The 18,084-nt window shown below is 74.6% G+C and carries 18 protein-coding genes; 11 read left to right on the top strand and 7 right to left on the bottom strand.

What is annotated here, in order from left to right; all coding sequences use genetic code 11:
- Positions 1-8: 8 nt before the first annotated feature.
- Positions 9-1,442, bottom strand: a complete 1,434-nt coding sequence (locus ACFVXG_RS18130; RefSeq protein WP_387928645.1) for a class I adenylate-forming enzyme family protein — start codon at positions 1,440-1,442, stop codon at positions 9-11.
- A gap of 188 nt (positions 1,443-1,630) precedes the next feature.
- Here ACFVXG_RS18130 and ACFVXG_RS18125 point away from each other — a divergent pair, with 188 nt between their 5' ends.
- The 4 genes from ACFVXG_RS18125 (at position 1,631) to ACFVXG_RS18110 (ending at position 5,933) form a co-directional block, all read left to right on the top strand.
- The gene (locus tag ACFVXG_RS18125) at positions 1,631-2,731 is read left to right on the top strand and encodes an alpha-hydroxy acid oxidase (protein WP_387928643.1); all 1,101 of its coding nucleotides are present in this window, start codon (positions 1,631-1,633) and stop codon (positions 2,729-2,731) included.
- Between the two features lie 42 nt (positions 2,732-2,773).
- Positions 2,774-3,604, top strand: a complete 831-nt coding sequence (locus ACFVXG_RS18120) for a class I SAM-dependent methyltransferase (protein WP_387928641.1) — start codon at positions 2,774-2,776, stop codon at positions 3,602-3,604.
- A 107-nt stretch (positions 3,605-3,711) separates the two neighbouring features.
- Positions 3,712-4,647, top strand: a complete 936-nt coding sequence (locus ACFVXG_RS18115; RefSeq protein WP_387928639.1) for an alpha/beta hydrolase — start codon at positions 3,712-3,714, stop codon at positions 4,645-4,647.
- A complete protein-coding gene (locus ACFVXG_RS18110) occupies positions 4,644-5,933 on the top strand; it encodes a PLP-dependent aminotransferase family protein (protein ID WP_387928637.1) in 1,290 nt (429 codons plus the stop codon). Before ACFVXG_RS18115 ends, ACFVXG_RS18110 begins: the two co-directional genes overlap by 4 nt.
- A 76-nt stretch (positions 5,934-6,009) precedes the next feature.
- Here the strand turns inward: ACFVXG_RS18110 and ACFVXG_RS18105 are convergent, their stop codons facing one another.
- The 4 genes from ACFVXG_RS18105 to ACFVXG_RS18090 all read right to left on the bottom strand — a co-directional run bounded on the left by ACFVXG_RS18105 (position 6,010) and on the right by ACFVXG_RS18090 (position 9,449).
- Positions 6,010-6,774 (bottom strand): ABC transporter permease, encoded by a 765-nt coding sequence (locus ACFVXG_RS18105; RefSeq protein ID WP_387928635.1) that lies wholly within the window; start codon positions 6,772-6,774, stop codon positions 6,010-6,012.
- A gap of 42 nt (positions 6,775-6,816) precedes the next feature.
- Entirely contained in the window at positions 6,817-7,788 is a 972-nt protein-coding gene (locus ACFVXG_RS18100) for an ATP-binding cassette domain-containing protein (protein WP_387928633.1), read from the bottom strand.
- A gap of 150 nt (positions 7,789-7,938) precedes the next feature.
- Complete coding sequence (locus tag ACFVXG_RS18095) at positions 7,939-9,153, bottom strand: glycosyltransferase (protein ID WP_387928631.1); 1,215 nt, start codon at positions 9,151-9,153, stop codon at positions 7,939-7,941.
- The gene (locus tag ACFVXG_RS18090) at positions 9,150-9,449 is read right to left on the bottom strand and encodes a hypothetical protein (protein ID WP_387928629.1); all 300 of its coding nucleotides are present in this window, start codon (positions 9,447-9,449) and stop codon (positions 9,150-9,152) included. Before ACFVXG_RS18090 ends, ACFVXG_RS18095 begins: the two co-directional genes overlap by 4 nt.
- A 186-nt stretch (positions 9,450-9,635) precedes the next feature.
- On the opposite strand from ACFVXG_RS18090, the gene ACFVXG_RS18085 reads away from it, so the two are divergent.
- The 5 genes from ACFVXG_RS18085 (at position 9,636) to ACFVXG_RS18065 (ending at position 14,424) form a co-directional block, all read left to right on the top strand.
- Positions 9,636-10,568, top strand: coding sequence for a 3-oxoacyl-[acyl-carrier-protein] synthase III C-terminal domain-containing protein (locus tag ACFVXG_RS18085; RefSeq protein WP_387928627.1), 933 nt, complete (start codon positions 9,636-9,638; stop codon positions 10,566-10,568).
- Positions 10,569-10,684: 116 nt separating this feature from the next.
- The gene (locus tag ACFVXG_RS18080) at positions 10,685-10,975 is read left to right on the top strand and encodes a phosphopantetheine-binding protein (RefSeq protein ID WP_350502889.1); all 291 of its coding nucleotides are present in this window, start codon (positions 10,685-10,687) and stop codon (positions 10,973-10,975) included.
- A gap of 4 nt (positions 10,976-10,979) precedes the next feature.
- On the top strand, positions 10,980-11,792 hold the full coding sequence (locus tag ACFVXG_RS18075; RefSeq protein WP_387928625.1) for a hypothetical protein: 813 nt from the start codon (positions 10,980-10,982) through the stop codon (positions 11,790-11,792).
- Positions 11,789-12,520, top strand: a complete 732-nt coding sequence (locus tag ACFVXG_RS18070; protein WP_387928623.1) for a 4'-phosphopantetheinyl transferase family protein — start codon at positions 11,789-11,791, stop codon at positions 12,518-12,520. Before ACFVXG_RS18075 ends, ACFVXG_RS18070 begins: the two co-directional genes overlap by 4 nt.
- Before the next feature lie 56 nt (positions 12,521-12,576).
- Positions 12,577-14,424, top strand: a complete 1,848-nt coding sequence (locus tag ACFVXG_RS18065; protein WP_387928621.1) for a condensation domain-containing protein — start codon at positions 12,577-12,579, stop codon at positions 14,422-14,424.
- Between the two features lie 30 nt (positions 14,425-14,454).
- Here the strand turns inward: ACFVXG_RS18065 and ACFVXG_RS18060 are convergent, their stop codons facing one another.
- Together ACFVXG_RS18060 and ACFVXG_RS18055 are read right to left on the bottom strand one after the other, a co-directional pair.
- Positions 14,455-15,261: a hypothetical protein gene (locus tag ACFVXG_RS18060; RefSeq protein WP_387928619.1), complete on the bottom strand. Its 807-nt coding sequence runs from the start codon at positions 15,259-15,261 to the stop codon at positions 14,455-14,457.
- Positions 15,258-15,890, bottom strand: a complete 633-nt coding sequence (locus tag ACFVXG_RS18055; protein WP_387928617.1) for an RNA polymerase sigma factor — start codon at positions 15,888-15,890, stop codon at positions 15,258-15,260. The genes ACFVXG_RS18060 and ACFVXG_RS18055 overlap by 4 nt, the downstream gene beginning before the upstream one ends.
- A 245-nt stretch (positions 15,891-16,135) precedes the next feature.
- Here ACFVXG_RS18055 and ACFVXG_RS18050 point away from each other — a divergent pair, with 245 nt between their 5' ends.
- Together ACFVXG_RS18050 and bla are read left to right on the top strand one after the other, a co-directional pair.
- Complete coding sequence (locus ACFVXG_RS18050) at positions 16,136-16,939, top strand: SAM-dependent methyltransferase (RefSeq protein ID WP_387928615.1); 804 nt, start codon at positions 16,136-16,138, stop codon at positions 16,937-16,939.
- Positions 16,940-17,036: 97 nt separating this feature from the next.
- Positions 17,037-17,966, top strand: coding sequence for a class A beta-lactamase (bla, locus tag ACFVXG_RS18045; RefSeq protein ID WP_387928613.1), 930 nt, complete (start codon positions 17,037-17,039; stop codon positions 17,964-17,966).
- Positions 17,967-18,084: the final 118 nt, after the last annotated feature.

Below are 18,084 nucleotides of genomic sequence, written 5' to 3'. Positions count from 1 at the left end.
TGTGTCGGTCAGTGCACGGCGGCCGCGGCGGTGTCGCGCAGGGCGGCCGGGTCGCGCAGCAGCTTTCCGGTGGCGGTGCGGGGGAGGGCGGGCAGCAGGACGATCCGGCGCGGCCGCTTGTAGGCGGCGAGCCGGCGGGCCAACCCGTCCTGGACGAGGGCGGGTTCGGCCCCGGCCTCGACGGACAGGTAGGCCTCGATCGCCTCGCCGTCGAAGACGACGACGGCCTCGCGGACCTCGGGCAGTGCGGCGAGGGTCTGCTCGACCTCGGTGAGGTCGACCTTCAGTCCGCCGATCGAGACCTGGGAGTCGAGCCGGCCGAGCACGGTGACCAGGCCGGTCGCCTCGTCCAGCGCGGCGGCGTCGCGGGTGTGCAGCCAGCCGTCCGACCAGCGGCCCGGGTCGTCCAGCCCCGGGTACGGGGAGGAGGCGGCGCCGAGCTGCAACTCGCCGGCGACGAGTCGCATCCGCATGCCGTGGACGGGGCGTTTGGCGGGGTGCAGCGTGCCGTCGAGGTCGGTGGCGATGACCCCGGTCTCGGTCATGCCGTACATGGTGCCGAGCGGCACGCCGTACCGTTCGGTGAACAGCGCGGACAAGCCCGGGCGGCCCAGTTCGCCCGCCACGACCATCCGGCGCAGCTGCGGCAGCGGCGGGGGAGCGACCGTTCCGGCCAGCAGTTCGGCGTGGAAGGGCACCCCGACGACGGTGGTCGGCCGCTCGTCGGCGGCGACCGCGGCGAGGATCCCGGCCGCCGTCATCCGCTCCGGAACGGTGAGCGCGGCCCGGGCGTGCAGGCTGTTGAGCAGCCCGCCGACCAGCCCGAGCACGTGCACCACCGAGGACAGCAGCACGACCCGCTCGCCCTCGCCGGGGAAGTCCACCAGCCTGCGGTAGCAGTCGAGTTCGCGCAGCAGGTCGGCGGCGGTGCGGGCGATGACCTTGGCCGGGCCGGTGGATCCGGAGCTGAGCTGGATCAGCGCGTGCCCGGTGCGGGCCGGCAGCCCGGCCGGCAGTGCGGTGGCGACCGGCTCGACCTCGGAGAAGCCGCGCAGCGCCGCGGCGGGCCGGTGGGCGGAGCCTACCAGCACCTGCGGGGCGAGCCGGGCCACCGCCGCGTCCACCTCGTGGTCGGTCAACCGGTGGTCGAGCAGCGCGACTTGGGCGCCGAGCCGCCAGCAGGCCAGCAGCACGGCGACGAACGCCACCGAGGGCGGCAGCCGCAGCGCGGCGGTGCCGCCCGGGCCGAGCCCGGCGGCGGTCAGTCGGACGCACTGCTCCTCGACCAGGGCGCGCAGGGCGTTCCGGTCGAGGGGTGCGCCGAGGCGCAGGCACTCCTCGCCGCCCGGCCCGGCCAGCAGCGACCGCTCGACCCAGTCCTGCGGGGCGTCGGCGTGCGGCGGTGCGGAAAGCGGAAGTGAAAAGGGGGAAAAGCCGGTCAACGCGGCTCCACACAAGTGAGGGGGATTTGACATGGACGCAATGGGCGTCGTTCTCAACCAATACGGTCAATTCCGTTGCCAGACCTTGGCACAGACGTTTGGTCAAATCAAGGTCTATACCAATGTGGTCGTTGCTCCTACGCTGCCCAACCGGGACTGGTCCGCGCGTGGCCGTCCGGGAAACGAGGATGCCCGTGGGAGCACTCACGCTGGCCGGGATCGAGCACGCCGCACGCGATCGACTCCCCCCGGAAATCTGGGACTTCATCGAAGGCGGCAGCGGCGCGGAACGCACCCTGGCGGCGAACCGGGAGGTGTTCGGGCACTATGCACTGCGCCCGCGCACCCTGGTCGACGTCTCGGCCTGCGACCCCGCGCTGACCCTGCTCGGCACACCGCTGCGAGCCCCGCTCGGCATCGCCCCGATGGCCTACCACCGGCTGGTCGACCCGGAGGGCGAGACCGCCACCGCGCGCGCCGCCGGGCGGGCCGGAGCCCTGCTGGTCGCCGCGATGTTCGCCAGCCGCACCCTCGAGGAGATCGCCGCGGCCGCCACCGGCCCGCTCTGGCTCCAGCTCTACTGGCTGCGCCGCCGCGCCGCGCTGGCCGCCCTGGTCGAACGCGCCGAGACGGCCGGCTTCCGGGCCCTGGTGCTGACCGTGGACGCGCCCCGGATCGGCCGCCGGCTGCGCGACCTGCGCAACGGCTTCGCCATCCCGCCCACCGTCCGCGCGGTCAACCTGGACGAGACCCTGATGTCCGCCAGCCACCGCGCCGCCGACGGCAGTTCGGGCATCGCCGAGCACGCCCGCGAGCAGTTCGACCCCACCCTGACCTGGGCCGACCTGGCCTGGCTGCGCGAGCGCACCCGGCTGCCACTGGTCCTCAAGGGGGTGCTGACCGCCGAGGACGCCCGGCTGGCCGTCGAACACGGCGTGGACGCCCTCCTGGTCTCCAACCACGGCGGCCGCCAGCTCGACGGCGCGCTCCCGGCCCTGGCCGCCCTGCCCGAGGTGGTCGACGCGGTACCCGCCGAGCTCCCGGTGCTGTTCGACGGCGGCGTGCGCACCGGCACCGACATCGCCGTCGCCCTCGCCCTCGGCGCCCGGGCGGTGCTGATCGGCCGACCGGCCCTGTGGGGCCTGGCCACCGGCGGTGAGGCCGGGGTGCACCGGGTGCTCCGGCTGCTGCACGAGGAACTCGACCACACCCTGGCCCTGTTGGGCCGCCCCCGGCTCGCCGACCTGGGCCGCGACGCCCTCGCCCGCTGGCCCCGAGCGGACGGCTGAACCGCGCCGCACCCGCAGCACGTTCCTCCAGAAGGAGAACCGATGACCGAACCGACGAGCACGCCGACGACCGGACTTACGACCGGACCGAACGACCGCTTCCCCGGCTGGGACTGGGACGACCCGGAAGGGCTGGACACCCGCCTGGACGCCTTCAGCGCCCAGGTCGCCACCTGCGGGAAGCTCGAGGCCCGCCCCGGCGCGCTGCCGCACGACCACCGGGACTTCCGCGAACTCGGCCTCACCGGCATCGAGTTCGCCGCCTTCCGGACCGCCCACCCGGAAGGCCTCGGCACCGACCTGGCCACCCTGCGCGGCCCCGCGGGCGAGACCGGACCGGGCCCGGCCACCGAGCCCGGCACCCTCTACCGGGTCGACGGCGACCGCTGGTTCACCCAGCTCGACATCTCCCGCCCGCTGCCCTTCGCCGACGCCAGCGTCGACTGGGTCTACGCCGAGCACCTGATCGAGCACGTCCCCCTGCCCGTCGCGGTCGGCTGGCTGCGCGAGGCCCGCCGGATCCTGCGCCCCGGCGGCGTGCTCCGGCTCACCACCCCCGACCTGGCCCGCTACCTGGTCGGCTACGCCACCGGCGACGGCTTCCTCGCCAAGCACCGCCGCCGGCTCGGCGCCCTCGGCTTCGGCCCGCCGATGCCCGCCCGCCCGGCCTTCCTGGTCAACCAGATCTTCCGGTACTACGGCCACCAGTGGATCTACGACCTGGACGAACTGCGGCACGTCCTCACCCGGGCCGGGTTCACCCCCGACCAGATCCGCCACTGCGCCTACCGCCAAGGCCTCCGTTCGGACGTCGCCGACCTCGACACGGCCTTCCGCACCGACGAGACCGTCTACGTTGAGGCCGACCGCTGAGCCACCGCTGAGCCACCGCCGAGCCCGCTGAGCCAACACCGAACCCCGCTGAACCCCCGCCGAGCCGCCGCCCGGCCCCGGCCGGGCCACCGAACGGACCGCCACCCATGCCCCTGCACCCCCAGGCCGAGGCCCTGCGCGCCCGCCGCGCGCGCAGCGGCGCACCGCCGCTCTACACCCTCACCCTCGCCGAGGCCCGCGCCGCCGACCTCGCCGACATCCGCGCCGCGGCCGGCACCCCCGAGCCGGTCGCCGCCGTCGAGGAGCACCGTATCCCCGGCCCCGGCGGCGAACTCACCCTGCGGTTGTACCGGCCCGAACCGCCCGGCCGCCGACTGCCCGCCCTGCTCTACCTGTTCGGCGGCGGCTGGACGCTCGGCTCGATCGACACCAGCGACGCGATCTGCCGCCGCCTCAGCAACGCCGTCGGCTGCGTCACCGCCTCCGTCGGCTACCGCCCGGCCCCCGAGTACCCGTTCCCCGCCGCCCTGCACGACTGTCGTGCCGCGCTGGACCAACTGGTCGCCCGGGCTACCGAGTTCGGCATCGACCCGGACCGCCTCGCGGTCGGCGGCGACAGCGCCGGCGGCAACCTGGCCGCCGCCCTCACCCTGCTGCTGCGCGCGGAGGGCGGCCCCGCGCTGCGCCACCAACTGCTGGTCTACCCCAACACCGACCACGCCGCCGACACCCCCTCGCTGCGCGAGCACGACGACCCGCTGTTCTTCAACCGCCGCTCGGTCGCCTGGTACTGGAGCCACTACCTGGCCGATCCGGCCGACGGCGCCGCCCCGTACGCCTCCCCGCTGCGGGCCGCGGACCTGTCCGGCCTGCCGCCTGCGACCGTCCTCACCGCCGAGTACGACCCGCTGCGCGACGAGGGCGAACAGTACGCCGAGGCGCTGCGCGCCGCCGGGGTGCCGGTGGAACTGCGCCGCTACCAGGGCGTGCCGCACGGCTTCTTCGCCATGACCGGCACCCTGGACGCCGCCGCCGAGGCCCAGGCGCACGCCGCCTCCCGACTGCGGGAGGCGCTGCGGTGACCGACCTCGACCTGGCCGACCTGCACGGCTCGCTCGCCGACCCGCTGCTGGACGCGATGACCTTCCTCAACGAGGTCACCACCCGCTACCCCGGGGCCGTCTCCTTCGCCCCCGGCCGCCCCTACGAGGGCTTCTTCGAACCCGAGGACGTCCCCGCCTACCTGGACGGCTACCTCGACCACCTGGCCGACCGCGGTCTGGACCGCGACGCCGTGCGCACCGCGCTGTTCCAGTACGGCCCCACCAAGGGCATCATCGCCGACCTGGTCGCCCGCACCCTCGCCAACGACGAGGGCCTCACCGTCGACCCCGGCGCCCTGGTGCTCACCGTCGGCGCCCAGGAGGGCATGCTGCTCGTCCTGCGCGCGCTGTGCGCCGGCCCGCAGGACGTGCTGCTGGTCAGCTCGCCCTGCTACGTCGGCGTCACCGGCGCCGCCCGGCTGCTCGACCTGACCACCCTGCCGGTCCCCGAGGGCCCCGACGGCGGCCCCGACCCGGAGGCCGTGCGCGCCGCCGCCCGGGAGGTACGGGCCGGGGGCCGCCGCCCGCGCGCCCTGTACGTCGTCCCGGACTTCGCCAACCCCTCCGGCACCAGCATGCCGGTCGCCGCCCGCACCCGGCTGCTGGAGGCGGCCGCCGAGGAGGGCCTGCTGGTCGTCGAGGACAACCCGTACGGCTTCTTCGCCCGCACCCCGGGCCCGCGGCCCACCCTCAAGGCGCTGGACCGCCGCCGCCAGGTGGTCTACCTGGGCTCCTTCGCCAAGACCTGCTTCCCGGGTGCCCGGGTCGGCTACGTGGTCGCCGACCAGGAGGTGGTCGGCCCGGGCGGGCGGCGCAGCCTGCTCGCCGACGAACTGGCCAAGCTGAAGAGCATGACGACGGTCAACACCCCCGCGCTCAGCCAGGCCGTCATCGGCGGCATGCTGCTGGCCCACGAATGCAGTCTGCGCGCCGCCAACGCCCGCGCCACGGCGCACTACGCGGCCGGGATGGACACCCTGCTGCGGGAGCTGGACCGGCACTTCCCGGCCTCCGAGCGGCGCCGGCTGGGGGTGGACTGGAACCGGCCGGAGGGCGGCTTCTTCGCCGTCCTGACGGTGCCCTTCCGGGCCGACGACGCGGCGATGGAGCGCTGCGCCCGGGAGTTCGGGGTGCTGTGGACTCCGATGACGCCGTTCTACCCGGCGGGCGGCGGCGAGCACCGGCTGCGGCTCTCGATCAGTTCGCTGACGCAGGCTCAGATCATTGACGGGGTTGCCAAGTTGGCGGAGTTCATCCGTTCCTGAGTACCCGGGCAAGCCTAGGGGCCCGGCTCGCACCCCCGAGCCGGGCCCTTCCGCCGTGATGGTGTACCGGCGCGCCCTACCGCACCCGGGTGGAGAACAGCCGGGCCGACCAGTACACCGCCACAACGGTCATCACCGCGACCACCAGCAGCCCCTGCCAGACCGCGGCGTCCCCGGCGTGCCCGGAGAACAGCGCGCGCATGCCCTCCACCGCCCAGTAGAAGGGGTTCCACCTGGCGAGCTGCTGCAGCCACTCCGGCGCCAGGGTGAGCGGCAGCAGCACCCCGGAGAGCAGCGCGATCGGCTGGGCGATGGTGTTCACCACCGGCGACATCGCGGCGTCGGTGGGCACCATCAGCGCGATCCCGAAGGAGATCGCCGAGGTCATCAGCGCCAGCAGGGCCAGCAGCAGGTAGGCGAGCAGCAGGTTCAGCGGGCTGACCCGCAGGCCGAACGGCAGCGCGATCAGGGTGATCAGGACGGCCTGCACCAGCAGCGCCACCATCTCCCGCAGGGCCCGCCCGAGCAGCAGGGCCAGCCGGCTGACCGGGGTGACCCGGGAGCGCTCGATGATCCCGGCCTTGAGCTCGCCCAGCAGGCTGAACCCGGTGAACAGCCCGCCGAAGATGCACAGCACGGCCAACAGGCCCGGCACGTACACCTGGTAGGCGTCTGCGTAGCTGCCGGCGCCGTCGGGGGCGAGCACCTTCTTCAGCAGCGGGGCGAACAGCAGCAGGTAGAACAAGGGCTGGATGATGCCGACGGCGATCCAGATCGGGGTGCGGATCATGAGCAGCAGCTGGCGCTGGAGGATCAGCCAGGTGTCGCGGGCGAGCTTCACGGTCTCCCCAGGGGGTCGGGCAGGCAGGGCGGTGGGGCAGGGTCAGGACTGCCGCAGCGAGCGGCCGGTGCGGGCCAGGAACACGTCGTCCAGGCTGGGCCGTTGGAGCTGCACGGTGCCGGGCGTCACGCCCGCCGCCTCCACGGCGCGCAGCAGCTGCGGGATGGCGGCCGCGCCGTCCTCCAGGTAGAGCCGCAGCCCCTCGTCGCTCGCCTCCAGTCGGTGCAGGTACGGCTGCGGGCGCAGTACCGCGGCCGCGCGCTCGGCGACGTCCTCGCCCGGGACGAGCCCGAGCAGCACGACGTCGCCGGAGATCTCGCGCTTGAGCGCCTCGGGCGTGCCCTCGGCCACCACCTGGCCGTGGTCGACGATGGCGACCCGGTCGCAGAGCGCGTCGGCCTCGTCCAGGTAGTGGGTGGTGACGACCACGGTCATGCCCTCGGTGCGCAGTCGGCGGATCTCCTCCCAGACGTGGGCCCGGCTGGCCGGGTCCAGCCCGACCGTCGGCTCGTCCAGGAACAGCACCCGCGGCTGGTGGATCACCCCGAGGGCGATGTCCACCCGGCGGCGCTGGCCGCCGGAGTAGGTGGCGCACGGCCGGTCGCCGAACCCGCCCAGGTCGAAGGCCTTGAGGGCGTCTTCGGCGGCGCGGGCGGCCTGGGCCTTGCCCGCGCCGTACAGCCGGGACTGGAGGACCAGTTCCTCGCGGGCGCTGACGTTGTCGGTGGTCCCGCCGCCCTGGGCGACGTAGCCGATCCGGCGGCGGACCCCGGCCGGGTCCTTGAACAGGTCGGCCCCGGCGATGTCGGCCCGCCCGCCGTCCGGGCGGATCAGGGTGGCCAGCATGCGCAGGGTGGTGGTCTTCCCGGCGCCGTTGGGGCCGAGGAAGCCGTAGATCTCGCCGGCGGCGACGGACAGGTCGATGCCGCGCACGGCATCGACGGTGGAGTCCTCGCCGCTCCGGCGGGAGGTCTTCTTGCGGTAGGACTTGCGCAGTCCCGCGGTCTCGATCAACCGGAACTCCCGTACGGGGATGGGCTGCCACGGCACCCGGGAAAGGGCGGGCTCGGCGCCTGGGAAAGGCGGTGTTGCTGCGACACCCTAGGGGCGGACCCCGTCCGGAGACAATGGCCTAGACCAATGGACGTGTGATCACCCGATCTGCTAAGGGGCGGTCACCGGCCCAGCTGAGTCGCCCGTCACCGGCCCCGTCGACTCGCCGCCACCGGCCAGTGCCTCCAGCCGGTCCGCCGCGGCGGCCGCCCCGCCGCCCGCCAGCAGGTCACGGCCGACCTGAACCGCCCGTTCCCGGTGGCCCGTTGACTCGAGTACGGCGGTGAGCGCCGCCGCCAGCCGCTCGGGCGTCACCCGGGCGAACGGCACCCGCAGGCCCGCCCCGGCCGCCGCCACCTGCGCGGCGACGAACGGCTGGTCGTGCCGGATCGGCGCCGTCACCAGCGGCACGCCGTGCGCCAGCGCCTCGCCCACGGTGTTCATCCCGCCGTGGCAGAGCACCGCGTCCAGCTCGCCGCGCGCCAGCAGTTCCAGCACCGGCGCCCGGTCCACCGCCACGGCGTGCGGCGGGAGTTCTTGTGCCGGGGGCAGCAGCTCGCGCGGCGCCGCGAACACCGGCTGCACCCCCGGTCCGCACAGCTCCAGCGCCCGGGCGGCCCGCGCGTGGAAGTCCGCGCCCAGCCCGCCGGCCAGCGTGCCCATGGTGACCAGCACCCGCCGCCGCCCCGGCAGTAGCCGCTGCCACGGGAAGTCCGGATCGTGCGGGCGCGCCGTGAGCACCGGCCCGACCAGCGCGTGGTGTGCCGGCGGGGTGCTCCCGGTCAGCGCGGGCCCGGTGGTGGCCAGGACCAGGGCGGGGGAGGAGCGCGGGTCCAGGTACTCCTCGGCGGGCAGCCGGGCCCGCTCCCACAGTCCGCGCAGCAGTCCGGTCATCCACGCCTCGACCTGCGGCAATGCCCGGTACGGGCGGCCCAGTTCCATCGCCCCGGGCGCGAAGGACGCCCACGGCAGCCCGTGCCGGTGCGCCACCAGCGCGCCCGCCGGGGTGTGCTGGTCGACCAGCAGCACGTCCGGCCGGTACTCCCGCACGATGGTGTCCAGCGGCTTCGCGGTGAACCGGGCGTACGGGACGATGAAGCCCTCCCAGAGCGAGCGCAGCGCCGCCAGGCCGTGTCCGCGCTGGGCACGGAAGGCCCGGGTGCCGGTGCCGAGCACCCGCGCGTCCGGGCCGAGCAGCGGGCGCAGCACCGATTCGGTGCCGGTCCAGGCGACTTCGTGGCCGCGCGCGGTCAGCTCGGCGGCGATGCCCGCGGCCGGGTTGACGTGTCCGGTGAGCGGCGGCATCACCAGCAGGAACCGGGTCATCGTCCGTCCTCCTCGGGGAGCAGGGCCTGGATGTCGGCGACGGTCAGCGCCTCCAGGGCGGCCAGGTCCAGTCCGGCGCGCAGACCGGCCAGGTCGGCGGCCGGGCCGAAGCGTTCGGGCAGCCGGACGGCCAGCTCGGCGAGTTCGCACTCGTCCAGCAGCAGGTCGCCGTCCAGCCGGGCGCCCGGGCTCAGCCGGTCGGCCCAGCCCGGGGGCGCGTCGGCCACCTCGGCCAGCAGGGCGGCCAACGACCGGTTCAACGGCCCTTCGGGGGCGGGCGGTTCACGGTCTGACATGGGAGGTTCTCCGGTCCGGTCGACGAAAGCGGATTGGGGGTGCGCGGCGGCCCCGGGGCGGTGCGGGGGTCAACGGGGACGACAGCCGGAGGAAGGCGGCTTCGAGGGCGCCCGAGGAGGCGGCCGCGCAGGAGAAGGGCCCGAGATCACTTGTGCGACCAGGCGGGCGTCGGAATACTAGCCCGCGTGACCGCACTGGAGGCAGTGGCCGTTCACCTCCCCCCACACGCCGTTCCCATCGAGGCGGTGGGCGAGCGCATCGGCCTGACCCCACGTCAACTCCGTCTCTTCCGCCGCTTCCACGGCCTGGACCAGCTGCGACTGGATCCGACCGGGACGCTGCCCGACCTGCTCGACGCAACCCTCGACAACCTGCCGGAGCTGCGCGGACGCGAGCGGCACGTCCGCTTCGTGATCCACGCGCGCAGCATGCCGGTGGCCGTGCCCTACCCGCTCAACCCCCTGCGCGAGGTGCTCGCCGCGCGCGGGCTGGCGCACGCGAGCGCCTTCACCGTGACCCACCACGCCTGCGCCGTGGGCCTGTTGGCCATCGACCTGGCGGGCCGGCTGCTGGCCGGGGACCCCGATCCGCAGGCCCTCGCGCTGGTGCTGGCGGGGGAGAAGACCTTCACCAAGGACGCCCAGCTGGTGCCGGAGACCGGCATCTTCGCCGAGGGCGCGGCGGCCTGCCTGGTCAGCGCGGACGGCCCGCAGCACCGGGTGCGCTCCTTCGCGGTGCGCCAGCGCCCGGAGTTCGACGGCCGGCTGGCCGAGGACGCCGAACTGCTCGCCCGCTACCAGCGGGAGTACCCGAACGTCATGGTGGAGGCGATCGAAGCAGCCCTGCACCAGGCAGGTCTGGACCTCTCGGACCTGGCCGCGGTGCTTCCGCACAACGTCAACCAGGCGTCCTGGCGGATGATCGCGCGCCGGATCGGCTACCCGCTCGACAAGGTGGTGCTGGACAACGTGCTGTCGGTCGGGCACAGTTTCGCTGCAGACAGCCTCATCAATCTTCACACCGCCACCACGCGGGGGCTGATCCGCCGCGGCGACCACTACCTGATCGCCGCCGCCGGCGTCGGGGCCACCTTCTCCGCGATGGTGATGCAGTACTGACGCGCCGTCGGCCCGGGCCCGCTCGAACCACCGGGCGCGCTCCCCGCGTTGTGATCCCAGAGCACACTCCTTGAAACCCAGAGCACACTTCCCACGCACGACGGGACGGGACACCCATGTCAGAACAATTGGTCCAGACCACTGATCCCGAGCTGCGCGAGCGCATCCTGCACGGCATCGGCGAGCTCCTGCCGCGGGTGCTCAAGCGCGAACTGCCCGAGATCCCCGCGGACGCCTGCCTGTTCGACGACCTCGGGCTGACCTCGGCCGGCACCATCGAACTCATCCTGGAACTCGAGGAGTCGCTCGACATCCAGGTGGACGTCGAGCAGATCACCGAGGACGACCTGCGGTCGGTCACCAAGCTGGCCGACTACGTCGCCGGGCACCTCATCGCCGAGGACTGACCGGGTGGCCGCCGGTCCCCCCGGTTCCCCGGCCCCCGGTTCCCCCGCCCCCGTCGGACTGCGGATCACCCGGGCGCTCGCCCGGTGCTCCGACGGCCGCTCGGAGGCCTCGCTCGACCCCGACCTGCGGGTCTTCGTCGCCGACCTGGTCCGCCCGTACGGCCTGCCGCTGCGCGAGGACCTGCTGCGCGAGGGCGTCGGCCACTCCTATGAGGAGCTGGCCGCCGGCCTGCTGCGCGAGGCGCTGGCCGAGGACGAGCCGGTGGACCTGCTGATCCTCGCCTTCGACACCCCGGACGTGCGACCCGGTGCACCGTCCTCGCTCGCGCTCAGCCGGTCCGTCCCCGGCGAGCCGCTGGCCTTCGCGGTCTGCGACCAGGGCACCGCCGCGGCCTTCACCGCGCTGCGGCTGGCGGCCGAGTACCACCGCGCCGGAGCCTGCCGCCGGGCGGTGGTGGTGCTCGCCGAACAGACCGCGCTGCACTACGAGCCGGCCGAACCGGTGGTGATGCCCGAGCGGCACGCCGCCGTGGTGCTGGTCTGCGAGGAGGCGCCGGGCGCCGGGCTGGCCGTGCACCAGTGGTCCGGCCCCGACCGGCCGGAGCCGTCCGTCCGGGCCCGGGCGGAGGAACTCGGGCCCGGGGCGGCGGTCCTGGACGCGACCGGTGCCGACGGCGGGTTCGCCGCGCAGCCGTTCACCGGCCCGTGGGCGGAGCTCGCCGAGCGGCTGCCCGGGTGGCGGGCGCAGCGGCGGCCGCTGCTGGTCGCCGGGCTGGACCGCCGACTCGGGGTGCTGAGCACCCTGACCCAGCCGTGACCGGGGTCGACCTGTGGCTGATCGACGCCGACCAGCCGCCGGAGGTGGCCGCCCGGCTGTGGCGGACGCTGGACGCGGACGAACGGGCCCGCGCCGAACGGGCGGACGCCGGGCGGCGGAGCCGGTTCACCGTGGTGCGCGGCGCCGTCCGGGAGCTGGTCGCCGCGCGGCTCGGCATCGGCCCGGCCGAGCTGGTCTGGCGGTACGGGCCGCAGGGCAAGCCGGAGCCGGTGGGCGCGGGTGGGCTGCGGGTGAACTGGTCGACCGCGGAGCCGCTGGCGGTGCTGGCCCTGGCCGAGGGCCGGGCGGTCGGTGTCGACGTGGAGCCGCTGCGCGACGCCCGGCGGGCGGAGCGGATGGCTGCCCGCTGGTTCCCCTTCGAGGAGGCGCGGTTCGTCGCGGAACCCGCCGAACCCGGCGAGCGGGCAGCCCGGTTCACTGCGCTGTGGTGTCGCCGGGAGGCCTGTGTGAAGGCGTACGGCGGACGGCTGGTGCAGGCGCTCGGGGTGTCGGTGGCGGGGCACTCGCCGCTGCTGCTCGCCGACCCGGGCCCGCTCGGGGCGGGGCCGGTGGGGCTGTGCGACGTGCCCGTTCCCGGGCCGTACCGGGCTGCCGTCGCCACTGTTGGCGGCTGTCCTGATCAGGTCAACTCTGTTGTCTGGTCGCCTCATTGGTGGACCATCAGAACTGTCGGACCCTTCTGGACGATCACCGGCAGCCGCTGGTAGCGTCCGGCCGCACTCCCCGCTGAGACCTTCCCGGCGAGCCGAAAGGCACGTACGACGTGACTGCGCACAACGCCGCACCGCACGACTCCGCTCCGCACGACTCCGAGCCCCTCGGCGCGGCACCGTACGACCCGGTCGGGGCGGGCCGGCGGATCACCGTCCGCTTCGCCGCGACGAGCGGCGGCTCGGGCCCGCTCACCCGCGGCCAGGACAACATGATCCGCTGCATCCGGCGCGACGCCCCCGAGGCGATCAACAAGGAGTCGGTCTGGCCCGTGCCGCCCGGCACCACGCTCGCTGCCGGGCTGAACGCCCTGCGCCTGCTGGTCGAGCGGCACGAGTCGCTGCGGACCTCCTTCCCGCCCGGCCCCGGCCCGGAGGCCTTCCCGGAGAGCCAAGTGGTGCACGGGGATGGCCGGTTCGCCGTCACCGTGGTCGAAGCGGGAGGCCTGGAGAGCCATGAACTGGACGCCTTGGCAGCCGAGTTGGGGCAGGCGGACGTCGCAGTCCCGGTGCCGTTGGACGCCGTCCCGAGGATCCGTTGCACCCTGCTCGCCGACGGGCCGCACCTGCTCCGGCTGATCGCCGTGGTCTGCCACGCCGGCGCCGACGGCGCGGCCACCGCCCTGCTGATCCAGGACTGGTACGCCCTCGCCGCCGGGAAGGACCTCCCGCCCGTCACCGCCCCGACCCCGATCCAGCTGGCCGCCGCCGAACAGAGCCCGCAGGGCCGCCGCCGGGCAGCCGGCGCCCTGCGCCACTGGGCCCGGGTGCTGGGCACCGGCCCGCAGGTCGTGTTCGCCGACTCCCGGATCGCCGGCCCCCCGCGCGACCACGGCGCCCTGATGGTCCGCTCGCGCAGCGCGGCTGCCGACCTCGCCGCCGTCTGCCGACGCACCGGTGCGAGCCCCTCCGTCGTCCTGCTCGCCGCGTTCTCCGCCCTGGTCGCCCGCCGGGCCGACCGGACCGAGCTGGCCGTCTCGGCCCTCTCCGCCAACCGCCAGCGCGCCGTGCTGCTCGACCACGTCGGCACCCTGGCCCAGGACGCCCTGATCCTGCTCGACACCGGCACCGCCGACCTCGACCAGCTGATCGGGCGCGCCAAATCGGCCTCGCTGAGCGCCTACTGGCACAGCGTGCTGGACGCCGAGCAGGTCTGGCAGCTGGTGGAGGACGCCGCGCACGTACGCGGCTCCCGGTTCGCCCGCCAGGTCGTCGTCAACGACCTGAGCCTCACCATCCCCGCCGCCGTCGCCGACGCCCAACCGGCGGCGACCGCCGATCCCGAGCTCACCGTGCTGCCCGCCCCGCCGCTGCCGGTCCGGCTGATGTTCACCATCCTGCGGATCAGCGGCAGCCTGGACTTCGCCCTGATCGCCTGCCCCCAGGTGCTCGACCCCGAGGAGACCGACCGCTTCGCCCGCGCGCTGCTCGCCCTGCTCGCGGCCGCCGCCGAAGGGCCCGTCCCGCTCGCCGACCTGCGCGAGGCCCCCGGGCCTCCGGCCACCGACGGGGACTGCGATGGTTGCGACGGCGGAGCCGACTGGCGGGTCGTCGACGGCTCCCGGATCGACCTGGCCGCCGTCCGGAGCCTGGTCGGGGCGGCGCTCGACGCCGCCCTGGACACCGGTCTCGACAGCGGCCCCGACCTCCCCCGGGATCCCCGGCCGGGTTGCCGGGTGTCCGTCGAGGACGGCAGGTTGACCGTCGACCTGGCCACCGCCGACCCCCACCTGACCCCCGCCGACGTGCACCGCGCGGTGGTCGCCGCGCTGCCCGGCCGGGACACCGCGATGGCACCGCAGCACTACCGCATCCGCTACCGCGGCCCGGACGGCGAGCGGCTCGGTGCGGGCAGCGGCCGGGACCCGGAGGTCGTCGCCCGGCTCGCCGCACTCACCTGAACGTGGGACCGCGGGGCGGTCGGGCGGCACTCACCCCGACGGGTCCCGGCCGTCCCGCGGTTCGTCGCGCGGTTGGTCCTGGGGTTCCTCCTTCCGCGGGAACCCCGGTCCGCCCTCGCCGAACTCCCAACAGGGGTCCCACGAGCAGCCCGAGGTGGCCCCGGAGGTGAGCCCCCACGGGCTGGGCACCTCCTCCTCTTCCCCGTCCTGCAAGGGCAGCCGGTCGATCACCGCGACCAGTGCGGGCGGCAGCTGCGGCGCCAGCCCGTGGTGCACCCGGGAGAGGATGTCCCGCCGAACGTCCTCCGGCAGCAGTGGTCGGCTCATCCGCAACGGCCTCGGCCCGGGCGGCCGTTCGGCCGTCGACAGCTGTTCCGACCAGGCCCGCCAGTAGTCGGCGTCGTCCGTCTCGCCGAGCATCAGGTGGTGCAGGTGGAGGCAGTACGCGGCCGTCCCGCTGCCCGACCCGGCCGCGAAGCGCCACCAGAACTCGGCACCCTCCTCCTTGCCGGTGGCGTACAGCAGCGCGCCGAACACCTCCGCTCCCTCCGGCTGGATCCGGCGCGCGTTGACCAGCAGGTCCAGTCCCCGGGAGGCGCACGGCGCGCCCAGCACCAGGGCGACCACCAGGCCGAGTTCGAAGGCGGCCTGCTCGTGTTCGGTGGGCAGGTGGGCGGGGGCGGCGGTGATCCGGGCCTGCCGCAGGGCCGCGATCCGCTCGGCGTGGGCCCGTTCGGGTCGGGGCACTTGGAACACCGTGCGCCCCCCGCCCGCCGGGTACGCCCCGCCCGCCGTGCGCCCCCCGTCGACGGGCCGCTCCGCGCGGTCGGCGGTCACGCTTCGCCTCCCCGGTCCGGGAGTTCGCCCACCCCGAGCCGGCGCGCCAGCCGCTCCCGGGCGTGCCGGAGGTTGGAGTGCACCGTGGCCACCGGTCGTCCCAGGTACGCGGCGATCACCTTGGCGTGCAGGCCGAGCAGGTAGCGCAGGATCACCACGTCCCGCTGCCGGTCCGGGAGTTCGAGGATCGCCGCGTACAGCCGGACCTCGTCCGCCTCGCTGTGCAGCAGCCCGTCGGCGACCTGCTTGAACGCCCCGATCACGGCCGCGAAGGTGACCGCCTCGACCTCGACCGGTTCCTCGGCCGCCACCCAGTCCCCGACGTGCCGGTTGGCCAACCGCCAGGCGTACGCGGCCGGTTCCTCGAAGCGCAGGACCTGCGGCCAGCAGCGGGCCAGGTCGGCCTTGACCGCCTCGACCACCAGCACGGCGTCGGCCTGGCTGCCTATCCGGGTCAACGCGAGGGCGTGCCAGGCGGGTTCGTGGGTCTCGCAGAACGCGGTGTAGGTGAGGTCCAGTCGCAGCGCCGGCTCCATCACCGCCGTGCGCTCCGCCCCGGCCGCCCCGGTGTGCTCCACCGCCGTCCCCCCACGGTACCCGCGCGCGGGGGAACCCCTGTCGATCGTCATCGAGCCTGCTTTCCGTGGCCGTCGGCTGCTGGCCGGGCCACCCGAGGATCGGGCTGTCCGCGCCCATCCTCATTCCATCAGGCCGGTCACTCCAGGCTGCAACGCGAATACAGATTGTCATCCCATGTGATTCTGTGGTGATGCGTTGGTGACGCGGCGTGAAATCCGGCCACCGGAGCGACGATTGACCCCCGGATAGGGTGGGCAGCAATCGGACGGTCTCCACGATGCCGAGGGGGAGGGCGATGAGCCTCTACGACGGGGTCGACCTGCGGCTGAACGTGCCGCACTCGGCCCGGATGTACGACTACTACCTGGGCGGCTTCACCAACTTCGCCGCCGACCGCGAGGCCGCCGGCCACGTCCTCGCGATCGCCCCCTGGGTACGTGAGGCCGCCCGCGCCAACCGCTCCTTCGTGCACCGCTCCACCCGCGCCCTCGCCCAGGCCGGCATCGACCAGTTCCTCGACATCGGCACCGGCATCCCCACCTCGCCCAACCTCCACGAGGTCGCCCAGGGCATCCGACCCCGCGCCCGGGTCGTCTACGCCGACAACGACCCGATCGTGCTCACCCACGCCCAGGCGCTGCTCACCAGCACCCCCGAGGGCCGCACCGCCTACGTCGAGGCCGACGTCACCGACCCCGCCGGCCTGCTCGACTCGCCCGGCCTGCGCGACACCATCGACCTCACCCGCCCGCTGGCACTCTCGCTCAACGCGCTGCTGCACTTCGTCCCCGACGCCCACGGCGCGTACGAGCTGGTCGAACGCCTCAAGTCCGTGCTCGCCCCCGGCAGCGCCCTGGTGATGACCCACCTCACGCCCGACTTCGCCCCCGAGCAGATCGGCCGCATCGTCGGCGTGTACGAGGCCGCCGGCACCGCCCTCCAGGCCCGCACCCGGGCCGAGGTCGCCCGCTTCTTCGACGGCTGGACCCTCCTCGAACCGGGCGTCGTCCCCCTCCCGCACTGGCGGCCCGACCCCGACGAGCCGCCCGTCCCCGCCGCCGACGCGGCCGGCTACGCGGGTGTGGCCATGCGCCCCTGAACCGGCGGTTCGACCCGCTGACGAACCATCGGGGCGGCCGCCGCGTCCTGGAGATCAAGGACGCGGCCCGCCCGCGAGATTCGATCAGAGGGGAACCATGCACGTGCAGCCTTCGGAAGCCCGGCACAGCCGCCGCGCCGTCCTGGCCCTCGGCGTCGGAGCGGCGGCCGTCGCCGTCACCGCGTCGACCGGCACAGCGGCCCACGCCGCCACCGGCACCGGTACCGGTATTCACCAGGCACTCGCCGAGCTCGAACAACAGCACTCCGCCCGGCTCGGCGTCCACGCCCGCAACCTCGCCACCGGACGCACCGTCCGCTACCGGGCCGACGAGACCTTCCCGATGTGCTCGACCTTCAAGACCATCGCCGTCGCCGCCGTCCTGCGCGACCTCGACCGCGACGGCGAGTACCTGGCCCGGCGCATCCACTACACCCAGGCCGACCTCGACCGGGCCGTCGGCGCCCCCGTCACCGGCCTGCCCGCCAACCTCGCCGACGGCATGACCGTCGGCGAACTCTGCAAAGCCGCCATCGACCACAGCGACAACGCCGCCGCCAACCTGCTGCTCCAGCGGCTCGGCGGGCCGACCGCCGTCACCCGCTTCTGCCGCTCCATCGGCGACCGGATCACCCGTTTGGACCGCTGGGAGCCCGAACTCAACTCGGCCGAACCGGACCGCATCACCGATACCACCACCCCGCACGCCATCGCCCACACCTACCGCCGCCTCACCCTCGGCCACGCCCTCCCACCCGGGAAGCGCGAGCAGCTCCTCACCTGGCTGCGCGGCAACACCACCAGCACCCATCGCTTCCGCGCGGGCCTGCCCGCGGACTGGACCCTGGCCGACAAGACCGGCACCGGCAGCCACGGCACCGCCAACGACGCCGGCATCGCCTGGACCCCGAACGGCGACCCGGTCGTCCTCGCCGTCCTGACCACCCACCCGCAGGACCAGGCCGCCAAGGCCGACGAGCCCCTCGTCGCCCGTACGGCGGCCCTCCTCGCCGCCGCCCTCGGCTAGCCGTCGTCCCCGCCGTCCCAGGGATCCCCGGGACGGCGGGGACGCCCGGGACGGGCTCCCGGCGGTGCCAGGGTGTGAGCGGGCGGCGCCGACGGGGCGCACGCCACGCCCTTCACCC

The sequence above is a fragment of the Kitasatospora sp. NPDC058162 genome (assembly GCF_042884005.1).
Taxonomy (GTDB): Bacteria; Actinomycetota; Actinomycetes; order Streptomycetales; family Streptomycetaceae; genus Kitasatospora.
Note: the sequence above shows the minus strand (reverse complement) of the source record. Positions and strands in the feature narration are given on the sequence as shown.